General features: G+C 46.0%; 16 protein-coding genes and 2 pseudogenes. 3 read left to right on the top strand and 15 right to left on the bottom strand.

What is annotated here, in order from left to right; all coding sequences use genetic code 11:
* Positions 1-10: 10 nt before the first annotated feature.
* From F1728_RS25675 to F1728_RS25710, 8 genes are all read right to left on the bottom strand, one after another.
* On the bottom strand, positions 11-1,540 hold the full coding sequence (locus tag F1728_RS25675) for a DegT/DnrJ/EryC1/StrS family aminotransferase (RefSeq protein ID WP_155366426.1): 1,530 nt from the start codon (positions 1,538-1,540) through the stop codon (positions 11-13).
* A gap of 89 nt (positions 1,541-1,629) precedes the next feature.
* Positions 1,630-3,090, bottom strand: a complete 1,461-nt coding sequence (locus F1728_RS25680; RefSeq protein WP_194242523.1) for a glycosyltransferase family 39 protein — start codon at positions 3,088-3,090, stop codon at positions 1,630-1,632.
* Positions 3,091-3,361: 271 nt separating this feature from the next.
* The gene (locus tag F1728_RS25685; RefSeq protein WP_145441609.1) at positions 3,362-4,957 is read right to left on the bottom strand and encodes a glycosyltransferase family 39 protein; all 1,596 of its coding nucleotides are present in this window, start codon (positions 4,955-4,957) and stop codon (positions 3,362-3,364) included.
* Positions 4,958-5,024: 67 nt separating this feature from the next.
* Positions 5,025-7,001, bottom strand: a complete 1,977-nt coding sequence (locus F1728_RS25690) for a formylglycine-generating enzyme family protein (RefSeq protein ID WP_145441608.1) — start codon at positions 6,999-7,001, stop codon at positions 5,025-5,027.
* A gap of 76 nt (positions 7,002-7,077) precedes the next feature.
* The gene (locus F1728_RS25695) at positions 7,078-11,706 is read right to left on the bottom strand and encodes a hypothetical protein (protein ID WP_194242524.1); all 4,629 of its coding nucleotides are present in this window, start codon (positions 11,704-11,706) and stop codon (positions 7,078-7,080) included.
* A gap of 353 nt (positions 11,707-12,059) precedes the next feature.
* Positions 12,060-12,914 carry a carboxylesterase family protein gene (locus F1728_RS25700; RefSeq protein ID WP_155366429.1) on the bottom strand — a complete coding sequence of 285 codons (855 nt, stop codon included), beginning with the start codon at positions 12,912-12,914 and terminating at the stop codon, positions 12,060-12,062.
* A 392-nt stretch (positions 12,915-13,306) separates the two neighbouring features.
* Entirely contained in the window at positions 13,307-14,398 is a 1,092-nt protein-coding gene (locus tag F1728_RS25705; RefSeq protein ID WP_155366430.1) for a DUF1559 family PulG-like putative transporter, read from the bottom strand.
* On the bottom strand, positions 14,388-15,506 hold the full coding sequence (locus F1728_RS25710; protein WP_155366431.1) for a DUF4339 domain-containing protein: 1,119 nt from the start codon (positions 15,504-15,506) through the stop codon (positions 14,388-14,390). The genes F1728_RS25705 and F1728_RS25710 overlap by 11 nt, the downstream gene beginning before the upstream one ends.
* Positions 15,507-15,737: 231 nt before the next feature.
* Here F1728_RS25710 and F1728_RS25715 point away from each other — a divergent pair.
* A pseudogene (locus F1728_RS25715) lies at positions 15,738-15,941 on the top strand (integrase core domain-containing protein); the annotation flags it as partial.
* Positions 15,942-16,165: 224 nt separating this feature from the next.
* On the opposite strand, the gene F1728_RS25720 reads toward F1728_RS25715, so the two are convergent.
* The gene (locus F1728_RS25720; protein ID WP_155366432.1) at positions 16,166-17,155 is read right to left on the bottom strand and encodes a hypothetical protein; all 990 of its coding nucleotides are present in this window, start codon (positions 17,153-17,155) and stop codon (positions 16,166-16,168) included.
* Between the two features lie 959 nt (positions 17,156-18,114).
* Between F1728_RS25720 and F1728_RS25725 the strand changes: the two genes are divergently transcribed.
* Entirely contained in the window at positions 18,115-19,908 is a 1,794-nt protein-coding gene (locus tag F1728_RS25725) for an ArnT family glycosyltransferase (RefSeq protein WP_155366433.1), read from the top strand.
* A gap of 15 nt (positions 19,909-19,923) precedes the next feature.
* On the opposite strand, the gene F1728_RS32765 is transcribed toward F1728_RS25725, so the two are convergent.
* Positions 19,924-20,100, bottom strand: a complete 177-nt coding sequence (locus F1728_RS32765; protein WP_155366434.1) for an integrase core domain-containing protein — start codon at positions 20,098-20,100, stop codon at positions 19,924-19,926.
* A gap of 45 nt (positions 20,101-20,145) precedes the next feature.
* Between F1728_RS32765 and F1728_RS25735 the strand changes: the two are divergent.
* Positions 20,146-21,294: pseudogene (locus F1728_RS25735) on the top strand (IS3 family transposase).
* 218 nt (positions 21,295-21,512) lie between these two features.
* Here the strand turns inward: F1728_RS25735 and F1728_RS25740 are convergent.
* From F1728_RS25740 to F1728_RS32775, 5 genes are all read right to left on the bottom strand, one after another.
* Positions 21,513-22,589 carry a hypothetical protein gene (locus tag F1728_RS25740; protein ID WP_155366435.1) on the bottom strand — a complete coding sequence of 359 codons (1,077 nt, stop codon included), beginning with the start codon at positions 22,587-22,589 and terminating at the stop codon, positions 21,513-21,515.
* Between the two features lie 216 nt (positions 22,590-22,805).
* Positions 22,806-23,234, bottom strand: coding sequence for a hypothetical protein (locus tag F1728_RS25745; RefSeq protein ID WP_155366436.1), 429 nt, complete (start codon positions 23,232-23,234; stop codon positions 22,806-22,808).
* A gap of 17 nt (positions 23,235-23,251) precedes the next feature.
* On the bottom strand, positions 23,252-24,385 hold the full coding sequence (locus F1728_RS25750; protein WP_155366437.1) for a DUF1573 domain-containing protein: 1,134 nt from the start codon (positions 24,383-24,385) through the stop codon (positions 23,252-23,254).
* A 522-nt stretch (positions 24,386-24,907) separates the two neighbouring features.
* Positions 24,908-25,015 (bottom strand): transposase, encoded by a 108-nt coding sequence (locus F1728_RS32770; protein WP_194242526.1) that lies wholly within the window; start codon positions 25,013-25,015, stop codon positions 24,908-24,910.
* Positions 24,979-25,161: a transposase gene (locus F1728_RS32775; RefSeq protein WP_155366438.1), complete on the bottom strand. Its 183-nt coding sequence runs from the start codon at positions 25,159-25,161 to the stop codon at positions 24,979-24,981. Before F1728_RS32775 ends, F1728_RS32770 begins: the two co-directional genes overlap by 37 nt.
* Between the last annotated feature and the right edge of the window lie 137 nt (positions 25,162-25,298).

The following is a 25,298-nucleotide window of genomic DNA, read 5'->3' on the forward strand; positions in this document are numbered from 1 at the left end:
CCCCGGAAATTTACAGAATGTTTGTTGCTTTATCCTCCAAAGCATGATCGCGTGACTTTTGGTCAGGGTATCTTATCGGAAAGCCATGAGCGACAATATCGTTTGTTGCAACTCCAAAATCGTCTCCCAAGCGGTCTGCCAGCTGCTTGACGACCTGCTTCCGGCTATCAATTATTTCATCAAAATCATCAATATGCGCAGTTGCGTATGCAGCCTGGATGTTTGACATTTTTGCATTAAAGCCCAATCGGGGAAAGCAAAAACGTTCATTTACATTGTCTCCCATGCGTCCATGTGCACGGATTGATCTGCAAAGTTCTGCGATTTCATCATCATTAGTAGCAATCCTTCCTCCTTCTCCAGAGGTAAAGGAATGAGACACATACATGGAAAAAGTTCCTGCCATTCCCATCGTACCTGCGTATCTCCCATCAACCTGACTTCCTAAAGCTTCGCATGCGTCTTCCAGCACAGGCAGAGTTCCCTGGAGCTGGCTCACCCAACGACAGACCTTCCCCATCAGATGGACTGGGTAGAGAATGGCCGGGTTACGTTCTGCCAGGTTCACGACATCCTCCATTAATCCATCAGTTCCTACATCTAGAAATATGGGATTCAGGCCCGCATGCCTTATAGCATTAGCCTGTGCGATGAATGTCAGGGATGGCACAATGACATTGTTGAGCCCTGTTTTTAATGCGATGGCGGATAAGGCAACTGCATCTGCTAACGTGCCATTACAAACTGCAATTGCGTGTTTCACATTCAGTTTTACAGCAAATTTATGTTCAAGTTCCTCCACAAATCTACCACTGGCAATTCTGCCTGTACGTGACGCTTCCAGCAGGTTCTGATCTGCCTGTCTGTTGTAACTGACACATCCCAACGAAACCTGAATCTGAGATGTCTGGGTTTCATATCTCCCCCCCACGTAACTCGTTCTGGATGTTAGATCATAAATTGTGCAATTCTTTTTCAGATACCAGATGATAAATAAGCTGTTTACAACAGCCTCTATCCCTTTTTCTGGATTCTGGATCAGAAATTCCGCTGATTTCATTTTCTCGAAGCTGAACTCGATAAACCGGTAGACCCATACCATGAACTGATAAAATGTTGCTTTCCGCATAATCAAGGTTTCAGCAGTGAAGCTTTTTTTCAATTCAAAATAATCTCCCGGAATCTCTTCCTGCAGATCAGCAAACATACTCAAAATATATGAGTTGATGCCGGGATGCGTTGATTCGGACTGAGAGGCTATCCCTAAATTGGAGTTGATTCTGGATCCGGAGAGGATTTCGTTTTTTTCGAGTAACGCTTCAATTTCGAATTCCTCAGGGAAAAGATCTTCAGGAGTTTCTTGCAGACTCCCTGCAAAATACCCGATCCAATCATTTTGATCGTGGGGTGAGCTTCTCCATAAATACAGTAATTCCGCGAAATGAGGTATCTGCCTGTGTATTTCGGGCTTTTGGAGTTCCGGACAGAATGTAGTTGTAGCAGCATTGAAACCCGACTCTAAATCTAAGCCCGAAAACATCGAAGGATCAAATCTATGGACTGGCTGCAAACAAGACTGATAGATCCCTGAGTTAGTGTTACGAGTCGATTCCAGTGTGGTATTGTAGTTCAATTTGAGTTTGGTTTTGCAGTCACTTCGGTTGCTCGTGAATAGAGTCTTACTGCATATTTCGCTCGGAAACCAGGAAACGAATTTTCCCCCACCAATCGGTAACCAGGCGGAACCGGAACTCTCCAACGATAAGAGTCAGCATCAAAAGCCCAGATCCAGGGATCCCTCCGTTGAGCAATTTCCTGTGATCGTAAATATTCATCTTCCCGCATGGCAGCAGCTCCGTGTGTAAAGGGATAGTCTTCACCCGGATGAAATGTGAAAATATCTCCGCGTTCTCTGGCATGGGCGATCACAGATACATAAATCGCAGGATCACACACCAGAAGCAGTTCCCCTGGTTTCCGCCGTTCTTCAATACTCGCCATGGCGCCCTGAATGGCAGGCAGTTTGAAATCTGCTTCACGATTGAGCCATTGTTCATAAGCCAGAAAACCGGTCCCTGCGATGCAGATTCCATACAGGCAGAATTGAATCGGTTTCAAGCTGATACGACTGATTAATACAGCCAGCGCAGCAAAAAGAAAGATCTGATTGAACATGAAATAGCGATCATTGAAGATATTTCGTGAAAAGATGGACACGAGAATTCCAGCTACAAACGGGAAACCGGCTATCAGAGCTAGAAAATAGTCCCCCGGACGACGCCCGAATGCCAGCAACAATAGAATCAATACCATGATCTGACCTGCAATCAGACCAATGACCGGGGTCATATCCATTGCCTGATCAAAGCCAAACATATCAAAGAGCGTCGCTCCCGCTGTCTGCCAACTGAATGGTTTCGTCCAGAAACCCTCGACAACAAGTTGTCTCTGATGGAGAAACGAAGGCAGCCAGGGCAGCCAGGCGAGAAGAGTGCCTGTCGCTGAGATCAAAAGCGGCATCAGTCGGGAGCCCGCTTGTAACAAACTCGCAGCACGGTGATGTAGCAACAGATAACCGGCTGCAAAGAGATATTGCGCTGTGACTACGAACAGCCCGAAATTATGTGTGTAAACCAGGGCGATCGCCGTCATTGTGAAAAAATACCAGTCACGTTTGCGTGAGGGTTCTCGTCGCAGGACCTTGAGCAGAAACCAGCTTGAAAAAGCAGCCAGAGCAGTACCTGCCGCGTACATCCGCACCTGATATGACCATAATATGTGGAGTGGGCTTAACGCGACCAGAGCAGCGGCTACGACGGCAGCCGAATTCACGGAGGAGCTACAGTTTCCTGTTTGTGGGTCGCGATATGCTTCTTTTACTACCAGAAAAATCCCAATGATGGACAAGATACCCGGGATGAAACTGGCCAGCCTGGTGGCCAAGGTCGATGAGCCAAACAGCATCATCCAGTACTTCAGGATGAAGTAAAATAATGGTGGATGCGGATCTTCCTTTGCATGGACCCACAAATCGGAAATGGGGAACTCTGCCATTTTGAGACAGAAGCTTTCATCAAACCAGAAACTCATGTCTGAAATTCGATGCACTCTGAAAATCATAGCAATCAATAGAACAACCAGTAACATCCCGACCGCAGGAGTTAGTCTGTATTTTGTTCTATCAGTATTGGAAGTTAGCTCTGATTGCATTAATTTTTCCCACACCTGATTCTTTCCCGGATAAGGAATTTACCTGTCAGAAGTAGTTCGAATGTTTTAATATTTATACTCCGCTGCACTTATTCTTTTACTTCAAACTACTAAATTTGGTGTCGTTCTTAACATCAGCGTCCCGCTTCCCTTATTGGAGAAGTGGCGTTTGCTGAGCCTGCGGTTTATCTTCACGAACATATAACCGCAAAATGAGATCTGCATAAAATTCAGGAAAATGCATTTCCCCTGCCTTTCTCCAGCCAGTCGGTACATGAACTTCCCAGGTACCATTGAACCAGCGTTGAGCATCCAGAGTCCAGAATGCGTTACTGTTCTCACCAAGATATTCAGCGGGTGCAAGATATTCATTTTCTCGAATGACCGCTGTCCCCTGAAAAAAGGGATACCTGTCCGGCGAACCATCTACAAAAATTGTGTGCCTGTTTCGGGAATATGCATCAGCAGAAGTAAATAACATGGGGTTACAACAGATCAATTTTTCATCCGCCCCCCGAGACTGTTCAAAACGGGCAATTGCCGTTTCCATACCAGGTAAAACAGCATGTTTTTGCCTGACTTCATAATGCTTCCAGGCGAGGAATCCCATACCTGATATGACGAGAACAGTCATACTCAACCGGAGAGGTTTCACTGGGAGACGAGAGAGCAGAACAGCTATGGCAATTAACATAAAAATATGTGCGAATTGCAAATAGCGATATGCAAATACACTGCGAGATATTTTTGAAATGATGACAACAATCAAAATGGGGACACTTGCTGCTAGCGCAATATAAATATCAGCCGGACGACGTCCCATGACCAGGATCACCAGGAAGACAAAGCAGATTTCTGCAGCAAGTAAACCTTTCTGTGGCGAATTGCTCAACCATAAATTCAAATCGAACAGCAGGGCGATTTGTGAACCAAAGCGATCCCACGTAAGGGGACTACTCCAGAAAGTCTGATTTACATGTGATCGCTGGTACAAAAATTGTGGAATCCAGGGAGACCAGACAAACCAGATTGCGAAGGCAGAAAGAACCAGAGGCCATATATGGTTTAGTCGATGTGTCCACTTTTTTTCTGTGGAATTCAATAGCAGATATCCAAGTGCAAACCCGAATTCGACGGTCAGCGTAAACAGTCCAAAATAGTGGGTGTAAATCAGTAAGATTCCTGTCAGAGTAAACAAGCCCCAGTCACGTGCGCTCCTTTCAGGACGCTTGAGTGCACGAAAAAGAAACAAGCTCGACAGTACAGCCAATGTGGTCCCCAGAGAATACATGCGAATACGTTGAGACCAGGTGATATGCAGTGGGCAGAGCGCCGCCAGTAAAGCTGCGGTAATAGCGATGAATCGTGCCTGTTTTTCTGAACTGGCATCTCCTCGTTTACGGTACGCCTCATAGGCCAGGAAATAGACCCCTAATACCGTAATTGTTCCCAGTGCGACGCTCAACATGCGTGTTGAAAACAGGGAATTACCGAATAACCCTATCCAGGCTTTCAGGATGATATAGAACATAGGTGGGCCGGTATCTTCAGGGATCCGTTCCATCATTTCCTGAAAGGGGAACTGGACCATTTGCAGGCTGAAACTCTCGTCAAACAGATAGCCTACCTCTGACAGGTTTTGGCCCCTGAGAAAAACAGTCAATACCACGATCGGGATCAGCCACCAGAGTTTCGAATATGCTCTTGTGGAAGTCGTGTTTTGGAGAGTGGATTCTGGAAAGTCCATAGCAAGGAATCTTGATAACGTTCTATAGATTGAGCGGTTCTACTTTTTTTGAGAACGTTTTATTAGTTCAATCAGCTACATTCCCGTGATTATGAATCGAATTCTCATCCGGTATTTGGTGCAATTCACAAACTATTCGAAATCCGACAAAGGGGCTGGCCTTCCAGGGAGGCATCATGGAATAATCGATGCGACAGGTTTCACCGGTAAAGCGCCAGTCAGACCCGCGGACCACTTTAATAAATCCCTGTGCTGGGCCCCGGGGATTTTCTCGGGGAGAGCGATGATAATAGTCGCGATCAAACCAGTCGGAACACCATTCCCAGACATTGCCTCGCATATCATAAATTCCCATTGAATTTGCCGGATAATGGCCGACGGATGTCACAGGCAGTGCCGGTCTGATCCCACCTGCATAACCAGTGTCACCTGAGTTCTTTCGGTATCTGCCCCAATCAAATGGTTCATCTGATCCAGCCTTGCAGGCATATTCCCATTCCGCCTCAGTGGGTAGCCGATATGTGCGCCCCTGCATCTGCTCTGTTGAAAGATTCGAGAGTTGTCTGCAAAACTCTTGTGCTTCATACCAGGTCACTCGTTCAACAGGTTTTTTCCCGGCATCACCTTCCGTGGAATCTTCGGATAGATGATAACTCGGATTGTTACCCGTGATTCGTAAATACTGTTCCTGGGTCACTTCATACTGACCTAGCAGATAATCTTCTGTAATAGTGACTGAGTGAGCGGGAGTTTCTGGAGGAGGATTATGATTATTCCCTGAGTCCGCTATCCCCATGGTGAAAGTACCTGCAGGGACAAGGACAAACTGCATTCCAATACTATTAGTCAATGAAGTAGTTTTTTTTGTGGATTGATTTTTATGCTGCTCTGACTCATCACTCAAAGCAGCCTCGTCGTTAAAATTCTCAGTGGCAAGCTGGTGATCAAAATCATTGGAGCTCAGTAATTCTGAAGGGGTTTCCCTGGAATGAATTGCATGCCAGAGCCCCGGATCTATTTGATTTGATAAAAAACGACTGGTGCCATCCAGAAACAGAACGTTTGCTCCTTCAGTGTGAAGACTGCGTGCGGTAGCGTTGGTGTTACTATCAAGATAGGAGACGCAGGGCATTCCTTCTTTTTTTAAAGTCTCTGTCCCAACGGTATCGTGCAGGCGCGCACACCCGAGAATATCATCAGATCGCGGCCATTGATTATTGGGGCCATAATCATCTCCGTTCACACCATGTGCCCACGTGACGCTACTCCCGATCTGACCGAACGCCCAGACTCCTCGTGGGTCGACGGGGTGAATCCCAGCACGCACTTCATCAAAGACCACTAGAGACGAACTTCCATTTGCAAAATCTTTCTGTCGAAATGAAATATTAAATCCGGCAACGCCATTTCCCCAGTATTGAAACTCTCTGTTTTCCCGGTCGATTTTCAACTGCGCTCCGTCTCCTGACGGAATTGTGGTTGATCCTGGCACCAGCCGCATATTATGAGATCCGCCATTGATGGCATAATTCCCTCGCGCAAAAGAGATCGATTGTCCTGGTGTCGGTTCAAAAATATGCGGGTTCTCAGCCTGATTAAAAGAATCACCCGGACAGGTCATCACTGAGAGGAATGTCGTGCGAACTGCAGCATTTTGTTCGATGCTGACGGGCTGGCGATAATCCATTTTTTCTGCCAGGTGTTCCTCCCCCACAAAAGGCAACAGCATCAAAGCCCAGTTAGCATGCGTGAACAGATCAGGACGCGTACTCATATTCAGAGAGAGCGAATGCATCGCTTGCGTGCTCCAGATCGCAGCAGGAGGCAGACATTGATACGTGGTTTGATATGCCGCGAGTCCTGTGCCGAGACGTCTCAGATTCGACTGACAATGCAGCAGACGAGATGATTCGCGAGAATAGATCACAAGAGGCGAAATAATGGCTATCAACAGGATCGCCACACAAGATACAACGATGATCTCACGTTTGGTGATTCCCCGTCGTGAATACTGATTTGTAACGCAGTTTTGTCCTCTATACATTGCGAGTCCTTGAGCTCTTTCTGTTTTCCAGCTTACAACTGATTCCGTCCGCAATATGATCTGGAGAACTCCTGGTTCAAGCTTTTTTGAAATGAGATCGAAACAAAAACAGAATCACTCCCAGGACCAGGACGACATTCAGCCCCAGAACGAGAAGCATCATATTTGATTCACCTTCCGGTGCCTCATCCTTTTTTGACACCTGGAGACTGCTGCGGTTCCCGGTCTTGAAAGACATATCGGGTGCGAGAATCTGATTACCCGCTTCAGTGTCCAGTTCTACCAGACTGATCAGTTTGTCACCGTTCACATCTGCTCGATAAAACGCCTCTTCGATCCGCATGACGCGCGGTTCTGGACTCCCATCCAGCTTGATTTTGCCGCTGTTTTTCTCTGCGTTGAGAACTTCGTCAAGGTTTAAAGAACCATCCTGATTTTTGTCGCAGTGTTTCAGGAAGAGTGCCTTGGGGACTTTGCTCATATCTGCAGTGAATTTGAATTCGTTAAAATCCAGATAGCCATTTTTGTTGACGTCCAGTCGGTCAAAATATTCCTGGCGCAACAGGTTTAATTCCAGGCCTGAAGACCAGCCTAGTTCCGTCAGTGTCACCCGTCCGTCTTTGTCTGTGTCCCGGGAATAGGAAATCCAGTTTTCAACCCGATTCGCAGGCAGAGATGTTCGATATTCATCGAGAGAAAGCACTCCATCCTGATTCAGGTCAAACCCCGGAAAAGTATAGCTTGCCAGTGGTCGCAGAAAAGGAGCAATGCCTTCCATCAGTTCGGTTTCGTCCAGGGACGCATCCAGATTGAGATCCATCTTCCTAAATTCGGCAATCGGATCGAGCAGATGCCCGGGCATCTCCGCCCATTCCTTGAGTGTAATGTTTTCATCCTGGTCAGCATCCCCTTGATCAAAACGCTTTTTGCCCGCCTCTTCCCCCAGTCGCTGATAATAATTCATGAACTCTTTGAGCGTCAGTGAATCATTGTGATCGCGATCCAGAGCCTTGAAATGCCACCAGTAGACGATTTGCCCTGTTGGCAGGTGAAGCAGTTGACCGTCCAGGCGACGTAATCCATATCCCGCTTCAAACAGCCAGCGGCAATCATGTTTGCTGATTTTACCATCTGCATCTCGATCCCAGTCCTGCCAGGAAGAAAGCGCCAGTCCCGGGATCTGTCTCCCTGGTTTTGCTGACTGAAACTCATCGGGAGAAAGCGTTCCGTCTTGATCCTGATCCCACTGGCTCCAGTTTTGTTCAAGCTTCTCCATGAGCCTGTCAACGAGGCCGCTGAGTGGATTTGACAAAGCACCACGAAGCTGACTCGGAGCCATCCCCGGTACTGCAGCGTACTCATCAAGTGCCAGTTTCTGATCCACATTCCGATCAAAGAGCTGAAAATCCCGTCGTGCCTCAAGTTGTTTATCTGCAGGAAATGCAGCCGTAAATTCAGACGGGGTCAAAAATCCGTCCTGATCAGTATCGCGTTTGCGGAACCCGGCTTTGAGTGCCACCTCTGGGGAAGTCTTACTGGCATCAATGGAAAAGTTAAACTCGTTCGGGTCAAGAAAACCATCCCGATTCTGGTCCAGTCTGTCAAAATACTCCTTACGTAACAGACTTAGTTCCGGCCCTGGAGTCCATGGCAGTTCGGACAGGCTTAACTTTCCGTCATGATCCTGATCTCGTGCGCTGAGCATCCAATTTTCCACTCGATTCGCCACCATGGTTAAGCGGTACTCGTCAAGTGAAAGAAATCCATCCCCATCGAGATCAAACCCGGGAAAGATGGTTTTGACCAGCGGCTTCAAAAATGGAGCGACACCATCGGTGATTTCCTGCTGACTGAGTCTCCCATCATAGCTGGTATCATATTTACGAAATTCTGAAACGGGATCGAGTAAAAAACCGGGCATCTCTGCCCACTCTTTAAGTGAGAGTATTTCATCCTGATTCGTATCCCCTTTCTGAAAACGCGTTTTTGCATCCTCTTCACCAAATCGGTTGTAATAGGTCTGAAACTCTGCCAGGGATAAGCCATCACTGTGATCGCGGTCCAGATCTTTGAAATGCCACCAGTAGACAACAAGCCCCGAGGGAAGCTGAAGAGGCTGGCCATCCAGACGTCGCAATCCATAGGCGGCTGTTATCACCCCTCGACATTCTTCCAGGTCAATGGTACCGTCCGAATTATGATCCCACTCGCGCAGCTCAAGAGATTCGATGCCTGGCAGGTGTGTACTCAATGTTGTGGATGGATATTCTTTCGCAGACAGATTGCCATCCCCATCCTGATCCCACTGCTCCCAGTTTTCTTCAATCAGAGCTATCTGCTTTTCAATCATCGGAGTCAGTGGATGCGGCAAAGCCCCACGTAAAGCCAATGGAACCTGACCGGGTATCGTTCGAAATTCCTGAGCAGATAATTGATCATCACCGTCCAGATTAAACAGCTGGAAATCACGTTTTGCTTCTGCCTGCTTCTCTTGGGGAAAGGCTGCCAAATACTCCGTTTCATTTAACCGGCCATCCTGGTCAGTATCTCTGGAAGCAAAAGCAACCTGTAGTACAATCTCCACGGGTACCCGACTACTGTCGATGGAAAACTGATATTCATTTAGTTCGAGAAAACCATTCTGGTTGAGGTCAAGGCGTCGAAAGTACTCATGTCTTAAGAGGCTTAACTCCAGTCCGGGAGTCCAGGCCATCTCATTCAGGCTCAAACGCCCATCAAAATCCGAATCACGTGAAGTAACTGCCCAGTTCTCCAACTTATTGACCGGCATGGTCATACGATATTCGTCAAGAGAGAGTTTTCCGTCACGATCAAGGTCAAACCCTGGAAAGGTATACCGAGATAATGGGACTAACCATTTTGAGGTCTGCTCGACAAGCTCATCCTGATCCACAAAGGTGTCCAGGTTGCGATCCATTAGTTGAAATTCAGAAATTGGGTCGAGCAACAGACCTGGCATCTCTGTCCATTCCTGAAGTGAGATCGTCTGATTCTGGTCAGAGTCTCCATCGGTAAACCTTTGCTTCCCTTTCTCTTCTCCATATCTCCGGTAGTAACTTTGAAACTCTTCTAAGGTCAGTTGTTCGTTGTGATCTCGGTCCAGATTTTTAAAATGCCACCAATATACGATGCGTCCCGAGGGAAGGTACAAAGGCTGGCCATCGAGGCGCCGGAGTCCATAAGCGGCTTCGATTACCCGGTGACAGTCATCCTTGCTGATTTGCCCGTCGTTATTCCGGTCCCATGCTTTTATGTCTGCAGGTGGTAATCCGGAAATCGTTTCGTGAATCTTTGCTCCTTCAAATTCCTCAGGGGACAAACTGTCGTTACTATCCTGATCCCACTGCTGCCAGTGTTTTTCGATCAGAGCCAGCTGCTGTTCAACCAGAGGTTGCAGAGGATGCGGCAGTCCCTGACGTAAAGCGACAGGGATCAGACCGGCGATCGTGCGATACTCTTCAAACGAGAGGAGTTTATTCCCGTCACGGTTAAACAGATGAAAGTCGCGTCTGGCTCCCGCCTGCTGCTCTTCTGGGAACGAGGCCACGAATTCATCTTCGGTCACTTGCCTGTCCCGATTGGCGTCCCGGCTGTAAAAACCAGCTTTCAAGGCTATCTCGGGGGGGACTTTTCCACCGTTGACCGACACTTTGAACTCCTCGAGTTCCAGGTAGCCGTTCTGATTCTGATCCAGCCGTTGAAAATAATCCTGACGCAACAGACTCAATTCCAGGCCGGGGATCCAGGCCATTTCCTGCAGGCTCAGGCGACCGTCATGATCCGTATCCCGGGAAGTGACATCCCAGTTTTCCACCCGGTTCGCCACCAGCGTCAGTCGGTACTCATCTAATGAAAGCGTTCCATCCTGATCCCGGTCAAAACCCGGAAAGGTAAACTGTGCCAGCGGACGCAGAAACGGAGCGATCCCCTCCAGCAGTTCCTGCGGATCTACCTGGGCATCGAGATTCCGATCCAAGTTGCGAAATTCTGAGATTGGATCGAGTAAAAAACCGGGCATTTCTGCCCACTCTTTGAGAGATAGAATTTCATCCTGATTGGTATCCCCCTTCTTAAAACGTTGTTTCGTTTCTTCTTCACCGAAGCGTTTGTAATAGGCTAGAAATTCCTTAAAAGTCAGCTGATCATTCCGGTCTCGATCCAGATCCTTGAAATGCCACCAGTAAACTACTTGACCGGTCGGTAGCTCAAGGGGCTGACCATTCAGGCGTCTCAATCCGTAAGCCGCTTCCAGTACATGACGGCAGTCCTCCCGGCTGACGGTTCCATCGTCATCCCGGTCCCAATCTTTCAGAGTGGTCTGGGGTATGCCTGGGATCTGATCTTCAAGTTTCGCTGACTTGAATTCCTCAGGGGACAGGCGGTCGTTTCCATCCGTGTCCCACTTCTTCCAGTTCTGATTAATGACGTCTGTCTGTTTTTCAAGATAAGCAGCCAAAGAATGAGTGATCGAACCACGAAATCGTTTAGGAACGAGACCTGGAATTGTACGGTATTCCTCAAATGACAGAGCCTGATCACCATCACGATTGAATAGCTTAAAGTCTCTTTGAGCGACGGGTTGATTCTGTTCAGGAAACGATTTGAGAAATTCTGATCTGGATAACTGACCATTCTCATCAGCATCGTGAGCAAGAAAAGAATCTTTAATGCTTGCCAGGGACATCGACGTCTTAGTGGCAGGGTTACTTCTCGCTTTCTCTACCCTGGATTCTGGCTTCTGACTGCCTGTATCTGCTCGCAGGCAGGTCGTCTCAAAATCAGGAGAACTGAGAAGAATAATCCAACAATAAAAAGATCTTAAAATCAGATAAATAACGTTATTTCGATTGAACATAAACTCATATTCCTCGGTACAAAATAACAGTCATGCCAATATTCATGTTACATTCACATTTACTAATGTACAACAATAATTATGGTTAATTATTGTTGTACATTCGATTTGCAAGATTGGATAGAAGGTATTTCTCAGGCATGGGATCTGGGACCATTTGAGATAGAGAGTTCAGAAGATTTTCAATGAGAACTGCCCGGAGATCTTCTTTGTTTGAATAACCATTCCATCATTCCGGACTGCTCGCTGTATGTGGGTGTCCAGCTATCATGAGTGACTCCCCTTAACTCCACGTAAACTGGTGAACTGCCCACCTGTTGAAGTGCCTTGACCATCCTTCTTGAAGAAGCTACCGGTATGGTCTGATCTGCATCTCCGTGAGCAATCCAGATGGCCATCTTTGAGAATCTGGATACTGTTTCCGGATTGCCTCCACCGCAAATCGGTACGGCTGCAGCAAACAATTCCGGGTAACGGGCAATCATACTCCAGGTCCCAAAGCCTCCCATCGAATATCCTGTGACGTAAATCCTCTGTTGATCAATGGGATATTTACTGCAAATGTCCAGAATTAACTTGTGAATCTGATCAAGCAGCATTTTATCTTCGCCGGCGGGAGTGTCAGCCTGGATTACAGTCGACGACCAATTCATGCCGCGCGGGCATTGCGGTGCCAGAACAAAACAGGGAAACGTCTCTCGGCAAGGAGATTTTGCCATTTGCTGAGGTAGAAATTTTAGCTGTTGTCGATTGTCATTTCCTCGTTCTCCTGCCCCATGCAGGGACACAATCAGGGGATAAGCTTTCCTTTTCTCAACCCTCTCCGGTTTCAAAAGCCTTGCTCTGAGAGTAACAGAATCTTTTGAAATACCTGTCAGATTTGGAGTCGGGAGGGACTCAAATTCGTTGACAATCTCGGGAGCCAAAATGATTTCGGTTTTGGTTTTATCATGATTCGATGAAAGGCAGGTAAAGAATCCTGCATTCACCAGGATCCATGCCATGATGAAGCCGATGGTGGATTTAGAAACCTTCATATTGACTCAATCTCGAGAGATAAAGTACGAGCAGCATTACCAGACACTTGCTCGCATATCAAACAATCCAATCTTATTTGCAGAATACAAGCTGACTATTGTCACAGGATGCGGAGGCCGCATCTAGGCGGCTGTTTCGGATTGATGGTTCCCACTTCCTTGCGATTGATAAGAAGCTGGTTATCTGGATCCGGTACGGCAGGCATATTCGTATTCTGCTTCGGTCGGTAGAAGTGTCACCGGTCCGCTGATGACGCAGAGCATCCTCGAGGCCAGGATCGAGGTGCCAAAGGCCATCCCCCCTAAATCTGAGTACATAATTGATTTCGAGCGATCATTATTACTGCTAAATTTTAGATAGATTCAGAAGCTGAAGTTCTGAAATACTACGCTTATTGTTCCAGTGGCGTACCACTTAATGCCTGCCCTTGGGGACTGGCGAGAGCAGCATATACTTTTCCGTCAATGTCTGCTGATAGAAACTGAATGTGTCCATCACAGTATCCAACGTTAACGCCTCCTTCGTGCAGTGAATTGGGAAAAGGGGCACTCCCCTCGGGCTGAGTGATTCCGGCGTTAATCTTGCTTGGACCTGAATTTGAGCGATTATAATCCACGTTTCCGGAAGCGCAGTTGCTATTCAGGCAGGGATTGCCTATATAAAAACTGGTGAGATAGGGATTCGGCGAAGCCCAGTTGGCTGAATCAGGTCTGGCTGGATCATACCCCGTACGAATATTCTCAGAAATCAGCATGGTATTGGAAGCACCATCTGTAAGCCCAGACATCTGATGGTGACGCTTGGCCCGAATAACCCCTTTCCACGTTTCGTTGAAAAACAGTCCCATCTGGAAAAAAATTTCCCGATCTGACGGTGTTCCATCCCCCTCCGTAGATGAGTTGCATGTAATCCCGTTTCCATTCAAATCCAGCTTTCCTGATGAAGGACCAACTGGACAGTCATGGATTCCACCAATCATTGCAGAAAAGCCGACACCACTGCTGACGACGTAAGTCAGATTTCCCTGGCCGGGGACTTCAGTAATATCATCAGGGCAGGTCAGGACAGGGAGATGCGTTTGGGCCAGGGGAGCATTAACGGGGTCTTTGTAGTTCCGGTCAACATCCCATTGATTGTACAGGTTGGACTGATCAATATAAGGTAGAATGGCCACAACCCAGCTCCGAAAAGAGCCCCCACCTGTCGGTGTCCCATCTCCGAAATAACCACAAGCAGGGAACCGATTCGCACTGTCTGTCGCCTGTAGCAGTCCCAGACTTACATTGCGCATATTATTTAAACACTGCAACTGTCTGGCCGAGTTGCGTGCTGACTGAACCGCGGGAAGCGCCAGCGCAATTAAGATCCCGATGATCGCTGTCGCAACCAGTAATTCGACAAGGGTAAAACCTGCTCTCTGGCGAAACGCCTCTGTTAGAGAACTGTGGTTGATTCGTACGATATTTCCAGGTTTAGATTTCATCAGCTTGCGCCTCCAGCCACCAGGCGGCAAAGTAAGCCACTACAGCCACAATGACTACGGAATCTACAAAGTACATCCAGTAGGCAAACGTGGAACATTCTCCCAGGAGCGGAAAGATCAGTTTGGCTTCAGTCGGCTTGCGTGAAGGGAAAATCATGTTCTGTTTCTCTGACCAGTTCAGTAAAAATAAAACCGTGATATTCGCTGTTACCAAAGCTGCCCCCACTCGGTATCCGAGGCGCAAATAGGGCGCTGCAATATAGACCAGCAGTGGTCCCAGCATAAGAACCGTCAGCAAGGAGCAGCCAGCATATGCCAGAAACAACAGGGGCGAGGTATATCCGATAAGAGGAAAATAGAGTTTCCCCTGCCCCATCCAATCGACAAACCCATAGATCCCCAGACTCGCACAGAGGATGAAAATGCAGCCCACCAGCAACTTGCGAAAAGCAGGATGTTCTCGAAAGGAAAAGCTGAATGTGGGGAGTATTTGTCTGGGAGGCGCAGTCTGTTCCTGTTTGGGTGCTCGGGCATCGACGCGCTCGACAGCTGCATTCACCGTCGATGACCAGGTCTCTTCGGAATAAGCACCGATTTCAACATTGTCATTTACATCGTCTGAATCGCCGAATGCTTTCTCAAGCTGGTCCAAATCGGTTGCTGATTCCACACTGCCGTCGACAGGAGCATGAAGAGTGACATGAATCTCTCGCTGGGGGTCGAGAGGAACCGGAGGGATCTTACTGTCTCTCAATGACAGCAGCCGTTTCAGCCAGCCGGGACGTTCAAACTCTTGTTCCGGAAGGGCTGCATCAGTCGACTCACTTTCATCTGAATTTGCCAGAAATGCATCCAGGTCATTTTCATCAGCATATTCGTCACTGGTATCCGTCTCTTCAAGTTGAACGGGAGACATCGCCTCCGGTTCTTTCCGCGCCATATAAAACAGACCCACTACAGAATCTGCCCGTTGCCACTCATCCATATAGCTGGGACGCACCATGGTGTCAGGCAATAAACGCTCTTCACGCACCATGTCCACCATATCACGGAAGAGATATGGTCCCAGCTCTTCATCAGACTGCTTGTAGAACCATTCAGTCGCCATTGTCAGCTACAATCAATATGCAAGTTGAATATGAGTGCAATTATGCAATTCAATCCAACTGCAGACAAAGGATCACATGACCAGATAAAATTACCAGTGTACATAAGAGTGAAGTCGAATTGCAACATTGGTTCACTCATTTTGGCCATCCAAAGCGAACCAAGATGAAAGACTGATTGAAATGACCTGCTCTTCAAAAAGTGTTACAAAAGTTTTGAAGGTTCTTATCGCTCTGAATTTATTTCGAAGAGTCTGGATTGGTGGGCATACTGGAACCGAGTGATGCTTGACTTCAGTCGTCCGGGAAAGCCCTCTGATAATGCGTTTATTGAATCCTTTAACGGTTGACTGCAACAGGAATGTCTGAACCAGCACCGGTTCCTGTCACTGGCAGATGCCCAGGAAAAACTGGATTCCTGGCGGAAGGATTACAACTAGCGGCGTCCCCACAGTGCATTGGGCAACAGGACGCCTCAGGAGTTTGCGAAGTTTTCAGATCAGGCATGCCTAGACTGAAAACCCTTGTTCACTCGCATTCCAACTGGTACTAGGTTGGGGGCAAGGCCAAGGACGCTAAGAACCTTCATAACAATTGGACCAGTTTTTGAAAAGAAGACCACAGCACAGCGGCGCGAGTGTGCATGACAAGTATATCATTTTTAACAAGGAATGATAATTTGTTTCACCGTGTAAGGGATGACCTTGCCGTCGGCGTCCCGTTTGCGGGAATCCCAGACACGGGCTCCTTGGAGAAATTTCACCAGGAACTCTTCTGCTGTAATGCTCTCATTGACATGGAAAGCATCGAAAGTGAACTTGTAGCTGTTTCGTAGTAAATTTTCATTTCCGTAAAAACATTTGAGTTCACAAGTCGTGGGGACCTGCCCCCACTGTTTATCAATTTTATATTGAATTTGACTGGAGACCAATAACTTATCGGTATTGTGATACTCATATTTCAGCACGGTACAATCGTGCGATTTGGGTGCGATCCAGAGACTGGCTGTACCCTCTGAATCTGTTCTTTCCAGAACGGTACAGTCGAGATTCAAAATGGGTTCCGTCTTGTTTCGTACAGTAAATCCCTTCAGAGTTTCTCCCAAGTTGCGATCTCCTGCCAGGAGTGCCCAGCGAAGCGGAAGTTGTGATAGGGAAAAAATCACGTCACTCGTCTCAGGTATTTTGAATATATGGATCGATGGCGTCCCTTGTGACTGATGCAGCCTGGTCACTGTTTGCCCGTCGCTGAAGCAGTTGATATCGAACGAAACGGTCTTTTTCAGGCGGTCAGAAGGAAAACGTCCCCAGTAGCGGTATCGGATCCTGGGGGAGTCGAGTAGTATTGAATACCTAGCGTGATTGATCACCAGTTCTTTTTTGAGGTGCTCCATTTCTGCTTTAGTGAGGGGAGCATGGGCGCTGGGTTGATTGACGGGGGTTTCTTCTTCAGGATACAGGAGCAACTTACTGGTCGCCATTTCCAGAGACAGCTCGACCTTCATTGCCTGCAGACGTTCGCGACGCTGTTGCCAGATCTGGTTGATCTCCTTAATCGTGAGAGGCCGCGTTTCTGCAGCATCAGTAGTGGAACTGGCACTAATACTGAAAACGAGTTGGGTCAGAATGAGGAACGGAAGACAGCGATCCATGCCGGGAACCTTTCTGTTCAAATGACAAAATTCCATTTTGTCGCGCAGGCCCAATATAGATCATCTTTAGCAGAGAGACCAGAGCGGATTGAACGCCTGCGGAAAATTTCAGCTTCAAGCGACTGTCAAAACCGACCCGCAAATCGTCCTTTTTCGCTTCACCCATTGGGGCCCCCTGTGAGTATGGCATGAATTGGTAGAATACCCTTGTTTTGTAGTGCTTGACGCAAATCTTATGTCAAAACGCAGGGGGGCAAATGGGAAATGCGGGCTTAGAGATGTTGCAAAGCTTGTTGTAATGCGGGAGCCCTGGCATTGGGCTCTTTGGGGAGAGCGGGTTTGCCTGTTTTCAGGTTGTCTCAAACACAAAAACCCGACAGGGATAAGGTGTTCACACCTTTTCCCTGTCGGGTTTTTGATAGTACCGGAGGGGGAACTTCACTTGAACCCCCAAGAGGTTTTGAATCTAAAAATGATAGATTGAAGGGACACTACTTTTGTATTATAACTATATTGCTGTCAGAAAGATGTGTTGACTTCATATTGCGATGCCGTTGTAGGTAAATTGCCTTCATATTTCCAATTATGTCAGCGTTGGCATCAGTCTTACGGACCAGTGAAATGATTGGTTCTGGTCTGCGTTACGCCAATCCCATCCTGGTCCTCAAAGCCGCCAACTACTCAACAGATAACATTTTCATTTTTTGCCCCCATGAGGCACGAGGGACTAATATAGCTAAAGTTAAATAATTTTACTCATCATCCTCTTCATATTCGTTCCAAGATCCAGCGACGTCTTCCTTTGGATCACCTTCTGCACAGAAATAACTGAAATACTCTTGATTATAAAAACAATCTTGGCAACTGGTGTTAACCGCGGTCGGGCTAATTTATCTGAAACGTTGCCTGTCCCCTGAGAAACAACATTCAGCAGAGGGCCAGAGTTCAGAGGCCAGGTGATGTCGCAGACAAGCACGCAAAAGTCAGATGAAAAATCGCAGGACGCGTCGTCAGTAACCGTCAAAGTCTTGGTGGCCTTGCTATTGACAGTACACGCAGGACTGCTTGCTTGGAGTTCAACAAAGCATAGCCCTAATTGGAATGAACATGCCCATTTGGTTGCCGGCCTCAGTCATTGGAAGTTTGCTCGATTTGAACTTTATCGTGTCAATCCTCCCTTGGTACGCCTGGTGGCTGCCCTCCCTGTACTTACAACTGATGTAAAATACCAATGGAGTGAATTTTATGAGGCGCCAGGAGCGCGACCGGTTTTTACTCTTGGGACACAGTTTATTAAGGTGAATGGGACAAAGTTTATTTGGTATCTGACACTTGCCAGATGGGCATGTATCCCCTTCTCACTCTTGGGAGGATATATCTGTTATTGCTGGGCGAGAGACTTATATGGCCCCTGGGCTGGACTCTTTTCTCTGACGCTCTGGTGTTTTTCCCCAAACATTATCGCACACGGACAATGTATTACACCGGACTGCGGAGCCACTGCCTTAGGACTAGCAGCAATGTATTCATTCTGGAAATGGCTGCAATCCCCCCACTGGACGAAGGCAGTAATCGCTGGTCTTGTTTTGGGACTAGCGGAACTTTCCAAGTCTACCTGGATTATTCTTTTTGGGCTTTGGCCTCTGATCTGGTTGGTCTGGATCAGCAGTAGTACAACTACTCCTAACACTTCTTGGTATCGACAGCTTTCGCAGCTGGGAACTATTCTGCTTTTAGGTATCTATCTGCTGAATCTGGGCTATGGTTTCGAGGGCTCCTTCACACAGCTCAAAGCGTTTCCGTTTGTCAGTGAGGCATTGACTACCATCGATAATAATGAGGATTGTTTAAGCTCAGTGAAAAAGAATCGCTTTCAAGATTTCTGGATTGGAGAATTGCCGATACCACTTCCTCGCAATTACTTGCTTGGGATTGACATTCAGAAAAAAGATTTTGAAGCTTTTAACAACGTGTCTTTTTTGCGCGGTAAATTTCGAAAGAGAGGCTGGTGGTACTATTATCTGTATGCACTGGCAATCAAGGTTCCGTTAGGATTTTGGGTGCTTTTTGTTTTAACAGTTATTCATGCCTTATTGCCTGGAAAATCTAATCGATTTTCCAGGCAGGATAGTTTTGTCTTAGTAATCCCTGCTTTGGCCATTTTGATTCTAGTTAGCTCACAAACAGGCATAAATCAACATATGCGATATGTTCTACCTGCTTTCCCCTACGCTTTCATTTGGATGGGACAATTGGCGTTAGGGTTTGTTGAAAAAAGAAGGCTAGCCGCTATATTGACAACCTGCAGCCTTGCTTGGGCTATCAGCAGTAGTTTGTGGATATTTCCTCACTCACTATCCTATTTTAATGAACTTATTGGTGGTCCAAGGAACGGGCATTTTCACCTACTCCATAGTAATATCGACTGGGGACAAGATCTACTGTTCCTAAATGAATGGATTGAGAGCCACCCAGAGGCTAAACCAATTTACTTGTACTATTACGGTTACTTTGATCCAAGGGACTTGGGAATCAACTACCAATTGCCTCCATCGAATATAGATCAGAATCCTGACTTCCAACTACCCCCAGGTTGGTATGCTATTAGTGTCAACTATTTGAAGAGCTACGATTGGCAACAGCGCATTATCGGTTTTTCTTATTTCCAAGAAAAAGAACATGTTGGTACAGCCGGGTACTCCATCTATATCTTTCGTGTTAAAGAGTCTGATTTAACCTGCCCCCGAGAATGACACCAGTCACAAGACTCAGTGTTCTATTGTCTCAATGGCTGTTCTGCTCGCCTGTTGGAGCGGAGCGGAAACAGGCGAGCAGAACAGCTTCGCTTCCGGTACGGGGGCTCTGTAGCCCAGTGAACTGTGCGGCCTGATGGAGTTGTAATCTCCTCTCCAGCGTTCTGGTCTGCTTTTCAAAAACTGGCCCAAATGTTATGAAGGTTCTTAGCGTCCTTTTGACGAGGAGAACTTTTGATGAACAAGCGAAGAAAACGTCACAACCCCGAGCAGATTGTCCGCAAGCTGCGTGATGCAGATGCGATGCTGAATGCCGGTAAAGATCTGGCATCCGTGCTGCAGATCCTGGAAGTCAGTGAATCGACTTATCTGCGCTGGCGGAATCAGTATGGCGGCATGAAATCGGAAGAAGCCAAGCGTCTCAAACAACTGGAAGATGAGAATAAACGACTGAAAGAACTGGTCGCTGGTTTGTCTCTGGACAACAAGATGCTGAAATATATCTCGGAGGGAAACTGGAAAGCCCTTCCCGAAAACGAGCTGCCGTCAAAGCGATCCAGAATGAGTTCCGTGTCTCTGAGCGGAGAGCTTGTGTGGTTCTGGATCAGCCTCGTTCCACTCAGCGTTACCAGTCGAGCCCACGCAGTGATCAGCCGTCCCTGGTCAAACGCATGTATGAGTTGGTGCGGTCACGGCCCCGGTTCGGCTATCGCCGGATCGCCAGGCTGTTGCAGCGGGAAGGCTGGCACGCCAGTTTCACCCGTGTGTACCGTTTATGGCGTCGGGAAGGGCTGAAAGTGCCTCAAAAGAAGAGAAAACGTCGCAGGACCGGTGACTCTCCTAATGGCTGTCACCGGCTGCGGCCAGAACAGAAAGATCATGTCTGGTGCTGGGATTTTGTGTTTGACCGAACCTCATCGGGCAGTTCCCTGAAGTTGTTTTCCATAGTCGATGAATTTACCCGGGAGTGTCTGGCATTTAAGGTAGATCGGAGCATTCGCAGCGAGGATGTGATTGATACTCTGGCTGAACTGTTTTCTTCCAGAGGAATGCCGGAGTGACAACGGTCCGGAATTTGTTTCCAGAGCAATTCAACGCTGGCTGAGTCAACTGGAGATTAACTCGTTGTATATCGAGCCGGGAGCCCCCTGGGAAAACGGTTATGCTGAAAGTTTCAACAGTCGATTTCGAGATGAATTCCTGGCAGTCGAATTGTTTGAGAATCTGGGAACAGCCCGCAGGCTCACAGCTGGCTGGAAGGAAGATTACAACAGACAACGCCCACACAGTTCGCTGGGATATGTTACGCTGGCGGAGTTTTCGAGTCGCTGTGCAGTTTCCAATCGGGCTGCGCCCTCATTCCAACTGCACAGCGAAATTACATAAACCAACCTTCATGAGACTTGGCACAGGTTTTTGAGGCAGGTCATGGGCATGTTGCCTCATCCTCAATTAGTCCAGAATCCTGATTAGTATATCAAGTTCTGGACGTGGTTAAGGGGGGGACAGGTCATTCCGCATGGATGAAGTTAAGGGAGCCATACCAGGGGGGGAAGAAGGTCAAACTGGTTAGACTAATCTTACTTGAGTTAATTCCCTATTTATTATTTTTTAAGCTTTTTTCTTATACCAAATACCAACAAGACTAAAACTAGAATAATATTTATAGAAATAATAAATATCCAACGAAATTGGGCAGTGGAGTCTGATAAAGGGGATGTATTTCTTAGAGGTTTTTTAATCTTTTGATCTATTTCTTTCTTTGCTTCTTCGAGTATTGCTTCATCAAGGCGCTGTGGGCGGGTCTTTATCTCGACATTAGCTCCAGTTCGAGCGTCAGCAACAATTGCCCCAATGGGCCAATTGATCAAAAAATTATGCTCTTCGTTGGTGTTATATCTAGAGACTGCATAGGTAAACTCATCACGAATTGTTCCGTCCATACGAAAGAAAGTTATTGTTGCACTCTGTGGCAAATAATAAGATTGAACGTCAATAAAATCTTCCATATTTGCAGAAAAGAATTTCATTCCTTTAGGAGAGAAACCTTCACAAGAAATAAGTGCGTAATTGTCTACTGGTGAAAATTTAAAGATATAACGTTTGTGGGAGTCCTTTGGCTTGTGAACGAGCGACACAGATCCATCAGCATTGTTTAGGCCTTCGCATGCTTGAATGAATTCTTTATCAATCCACTCTTTTTCTCTTAACAACTTAAAGCCGATCGCTATATTGAAATGTTGTTCATCTGGAAGGTCAGGTAAATCAGATATAGAACCTCTTATCTGTTTATCTCCAGAGAAAATATAAAGTTTCTCATATCGATTGGTAGAGTTTGAAGCAATGTATTTCTTATAATAAATATTGTTATTGATGTCTAAAGAGTCATCTAAATTCCGATACACTCTCCACTGTTTGCCATCGCGCCATATCCCCCCAGTACCATGTGTGTTCTCGGTGCGAATTGAAATAGATGCTCCATCATCAAGTTTAATATCACTGTTCTCTTCTTCTGCCGGGAACCTTTGTACTTTAAATGAATAGTCAACAGTGAGTCTGGTAAGTTGCTCAACTTTGTTTTGCCATGCAGCTTTTGCTGCAGTAATTGAATCATCTTGACAACACGCTATTTGACTGGCGTATTGAAAAAAGACGAAGCCAAGGATAAGTATTTTCCACATAGTAATTTCCAGCATTAAATGTGATATAACCTTAACTTAGTTGTAATAGAGATTTCAGATATAAAAATAACGATTGTAAAACGAAAAAATTCCGTATTCCCAGTCAAGGTATAGTGTAATAGGTCTCAATTAATCGTCATAAAGCATACACGAAAACCCCATTTCTTGTAAGCACATCATGTTGGACGGTGAGACCAAGAATGGTAATTCTTAATTTTAAACGGTAAAAACACATTGCCACCCACAACAATTAGCAATAGTTCGATAAGCGGGTAGTTCAAAACCAGAGTCATCACAATCTGTGGCTGGAGCGGGCCACATCCAAATTTCTGCGCAGGGTACCATATCTGCGGGGTCAATGCCGCATTGATTATAGAGTTTAGGATCAGCTTCAACAACGTGTTGGTTCATACAGAAACTGGCAGCAACTTTTGATTTGACTTTCATATAACGACCATTTAAATGGTAACACGTTCCATCATCTTCAAGTCCTGGACAGCCAACTTGGACAACACAGCAGTAGTCTGGAGTTGTATTTGTACATTCAGCATATAGTATGCTACATTGATTCGCTGTTGCGTAAATGCAGAATTGAAGTACCACGAAGAATAAAATCACGCTGTTTTTTGCCGAGACAAATGACATTTGAGGCTCCTTTTTTGTTATTTTCTGATTGAACCATGAAGAATTGGTAGTTTTAAAATCAATTCTTCGCCACCTTCTGTTTTCAATGTTAATTTCAAAAGATGCTTGTGATTTGATTTAAGCTGAACACATCCATTTTTTGAGAGAGTAACCTTGACAGTGCTTGAATCAATATCGTAAGTAGAATTCCAATCCTGACGGCCTAATGGAGTAACATCAACTACTCTAATATCCGAACCGTCAATACTATTAAGAGTAAAACTGGCCCCTTTGTTGAAATTGGAATCTGGCAGCCTGATAATTCCTGGATTAATACGAATATTATTCGAATTTTCAATCACTATCGGTATTGTTAGATCGCATTGCTTTCCCTTGAAAGCCCACTTCACATTGAGCGATTTACTTCTAATGAAACGGTTACGATCAATGCATCCAACTAGTTTGCAATCTTTAGAGACTACTTGTCCAGAAGATATAATATTTGGCAAATTAAAGGTAAGAGAATCTTCGTTAGCCAAGTTTAATTCATTTGGAAATTCAGAAACTAGAGTTTTTGCTCCTGTCACCGTTATTTTCAGAGTATCATTTACCTTAGGATTTACTCGAACAATCCGAGGCACAATATCAATACCCAATGATTTATCTACTGTTGCAATGACTTGAACTTGACTTTTTAACTGCACATCACTACTGAATCCTTCAGTAATTACTGCGATATTTTTTGAAATTGAATAAGGGTTTGCACGTGAAGTTCCTAATGTAAACTGGATAAAAATCTCAGATCCTGCTGGTACAATTGGATCGTAGCTCTCAACAACCGTACAACCACAACTGGCTGAAATGTTTTTAATTCTTACTGGAAAGTCATTCTCATTTTTCACTGAAAAACGACCAACTGATTTGCTTTCAGGAGGTATTCTTCCAAGATCTACTACATTCTGAATGGTTAGATTACCTTTAAATGAAGCGACATGGTTAGCTGATCTTCTAATTTCTTGTGCTATCGGTTCTGAAGTGGTGAAATAGTATACTAGTGAACTTAAAAAAAATATCACCAAAGCAAGAACACAGTAATAAAAATTAATTCCCTTTGAAATGAGAGCTAAAAGTAGACTGTATATCGAGTTTTTTGAATTTATTTTTTGTAACATTCTTGAGCTTAAAAAATGTAGTACTGATACTCTGACCTCATATTCGGTATTTAATAGATCTGACCTATTAAACAGTGGTGGTTATTGGGTCATGTGCCATGTTTAGTTGGTATATCATTACTATCTACAAGTTCACATTGCAAGTATATTCATTTAAAAATGGATTTTAACGTAAAAAGAATATGATTCTTCACCAGACTTTTTGCAGGTTAGGTTTTCTGATATCTACCTCTGAGAAATTCAAGTCGCTATTATGAAATCTGGTAAGATACAATGATTTTGTACCAGTGAAGCAGAGTTTAGCTCTGCGGGACGCAACCGAACTACGAATAACTGGACCGACAATACGCCGAATGCGTACGGTTTTCGATGAGGCTATTCCTGATCGGAAGTTGTTTTCAAGATAATCATGATTCGTTTCGGACATCGGAGCGATGCCTCAATAAAATCTAAACTCGTCTTCTCCAATAAAGCAACAAACATTCTGTAAATTCCCGGGACCTTCGGTTTCGCTGATCAGTATTAAATCGTCAAGTATTTCATGCCGGTTTCCCAGTCGTCGCTGAGTTTCACCAGTACCGCGGTTACCAGTCTCAGCAGCGACTCCTCATTGGGAAACAGTCCCGCCACCGGGAGCGTCGTTTTAATTCCCTATTCTGACGTTCCAGCATGTTCATGGTTCGCATCCGCTTGCGATGTCCGCCAGGAATGGTAAATACGGTCAATCCTTCGGGGATGTTTTCTTCCAACTCGCCAGTTTTGGAGCGGTTTTTCATGAATGGAGACGAACCGTTTCAGTTCATTCAGGGCATCATCCAGATCTCTTGACAGCCCCCCATTTCCATACCAGTTGTTATGAGAGCATTGGGGTCTCTTGACCTTGCCCCCAACTCTGTACCAGTTGGAATGTTAG

The sequence above is a fragment of the Gimesia benthica genome, from assembly GCF_009720525.1.
Taxonomy (GTDB): domain Bacteria; phylum Planctomycetota; class Planctomycetia; order Planctomycetales; family Planctomycetaceae; genus Gimesia; species Gimesia benthica.

Excerpts from the sequence above, each read along its gene's own strand:
- F1728_RS25675 (WP_155366426.1), bottom strand. The coding sequence starts at position 1,540 with ATGTTTTCGGGCTTAGATTTAGAGTCGGGTTTCAATGCTGCTACAACT.
- F1728_RS25680 (WP_194242523.1), bottom strand. The coding sequence starts at position 3,090 with ATGAGTTTCTGGTTTGATGAAAGCTTCTGTCTCAAAATGGCAGAGTTC.
- F1728_RS25685 (WP_145441609.1), bottom strand. The coding sequence starts at position 4,957 with ATGGACTTTCCAGAATCCACTCTCCAAAACACGACTTCCACAAGAGCA.
- F1728_RS25690 (WP_145441608.1), bottom strand. The coding sequence starts at position 7,001 with ATGTATAGAGGACAAAACTGCGTTACAAATCAGTATTCACGACGGGGA.
- F1728_RS25695 (WP_194242524.1), bottom strand. The coding sequence starts at position 11,706 with ATGTCCCTGGCAAGCATTAAAGATTCTTTTCTTGCTCACGATGCTGAT.
- F1728_RS25700 (WP_155366429.1), bottom strand. The coding sequence starts at position 12,914 with ATGAAGGTTTCTAAATCCACCATCGGCTTCATCATGGCATGGATCCTG.
- F1728_RS25705 (WP_155366430.1), bottom strand. The coding sequence starts at position 14,398 with ATGAAATCTAAACCTGGAAATATCGTACGAATCAACCACAGTTCTCTA.
- F1728_RS25710 (WP_155366431.1), bottom strand. The coding sequence starts at position 15,506 with ATGGCGACTGAATGGTTCTACAAGCAGTCTGATGAAGAGCTGGGACCA.
- F1728_RS25720 (WP_155366432.1), bottom strand. The coding sequence starts at position 17,155 with ATGGATCGCTGTCTTCCGTTCCTCATTCTGACCCAACTCGTTTTCAGT.
- F1728_RS25725 (WP_155366433.1), top strand. The coding sequence starts at position 18,115 with ATGTCGCAGACAAGCACGCAAAAGTCAGATGAAAAATCGCAGGACGCG.
- F1728_RS25740 (WP_155366435.1), bottom strand. The coding sequence starts at position 22,589 with ATGTGGAAAATACTTATCCTTGGCTTCGTCTTTTTTCAATACGCCAGT.
- F1728_RS25745 (WP_155366436.1), bottom strand. The coding sequence starts at position 23,234 with ATGTCATTTGTCTCGGCAAAAAACAGCGTGATTTTATTCTTCGTGGTA.
- F1728_RS25750 (WP_155366437.1), bottom strand. The coding sequence starts at position 24,385 with ATGTTACAAAAAATAAATTCAAAAAACTCGATATACAGTCTACTTTTA.
- F1728_RS32775 (WP_155366438.1), bottom strand. The coding sequence starts at position 25,161 with ATGAAAAACCGCTCCAAAACTGGCGAGTTGGAAGAAAACATCCCCGAA.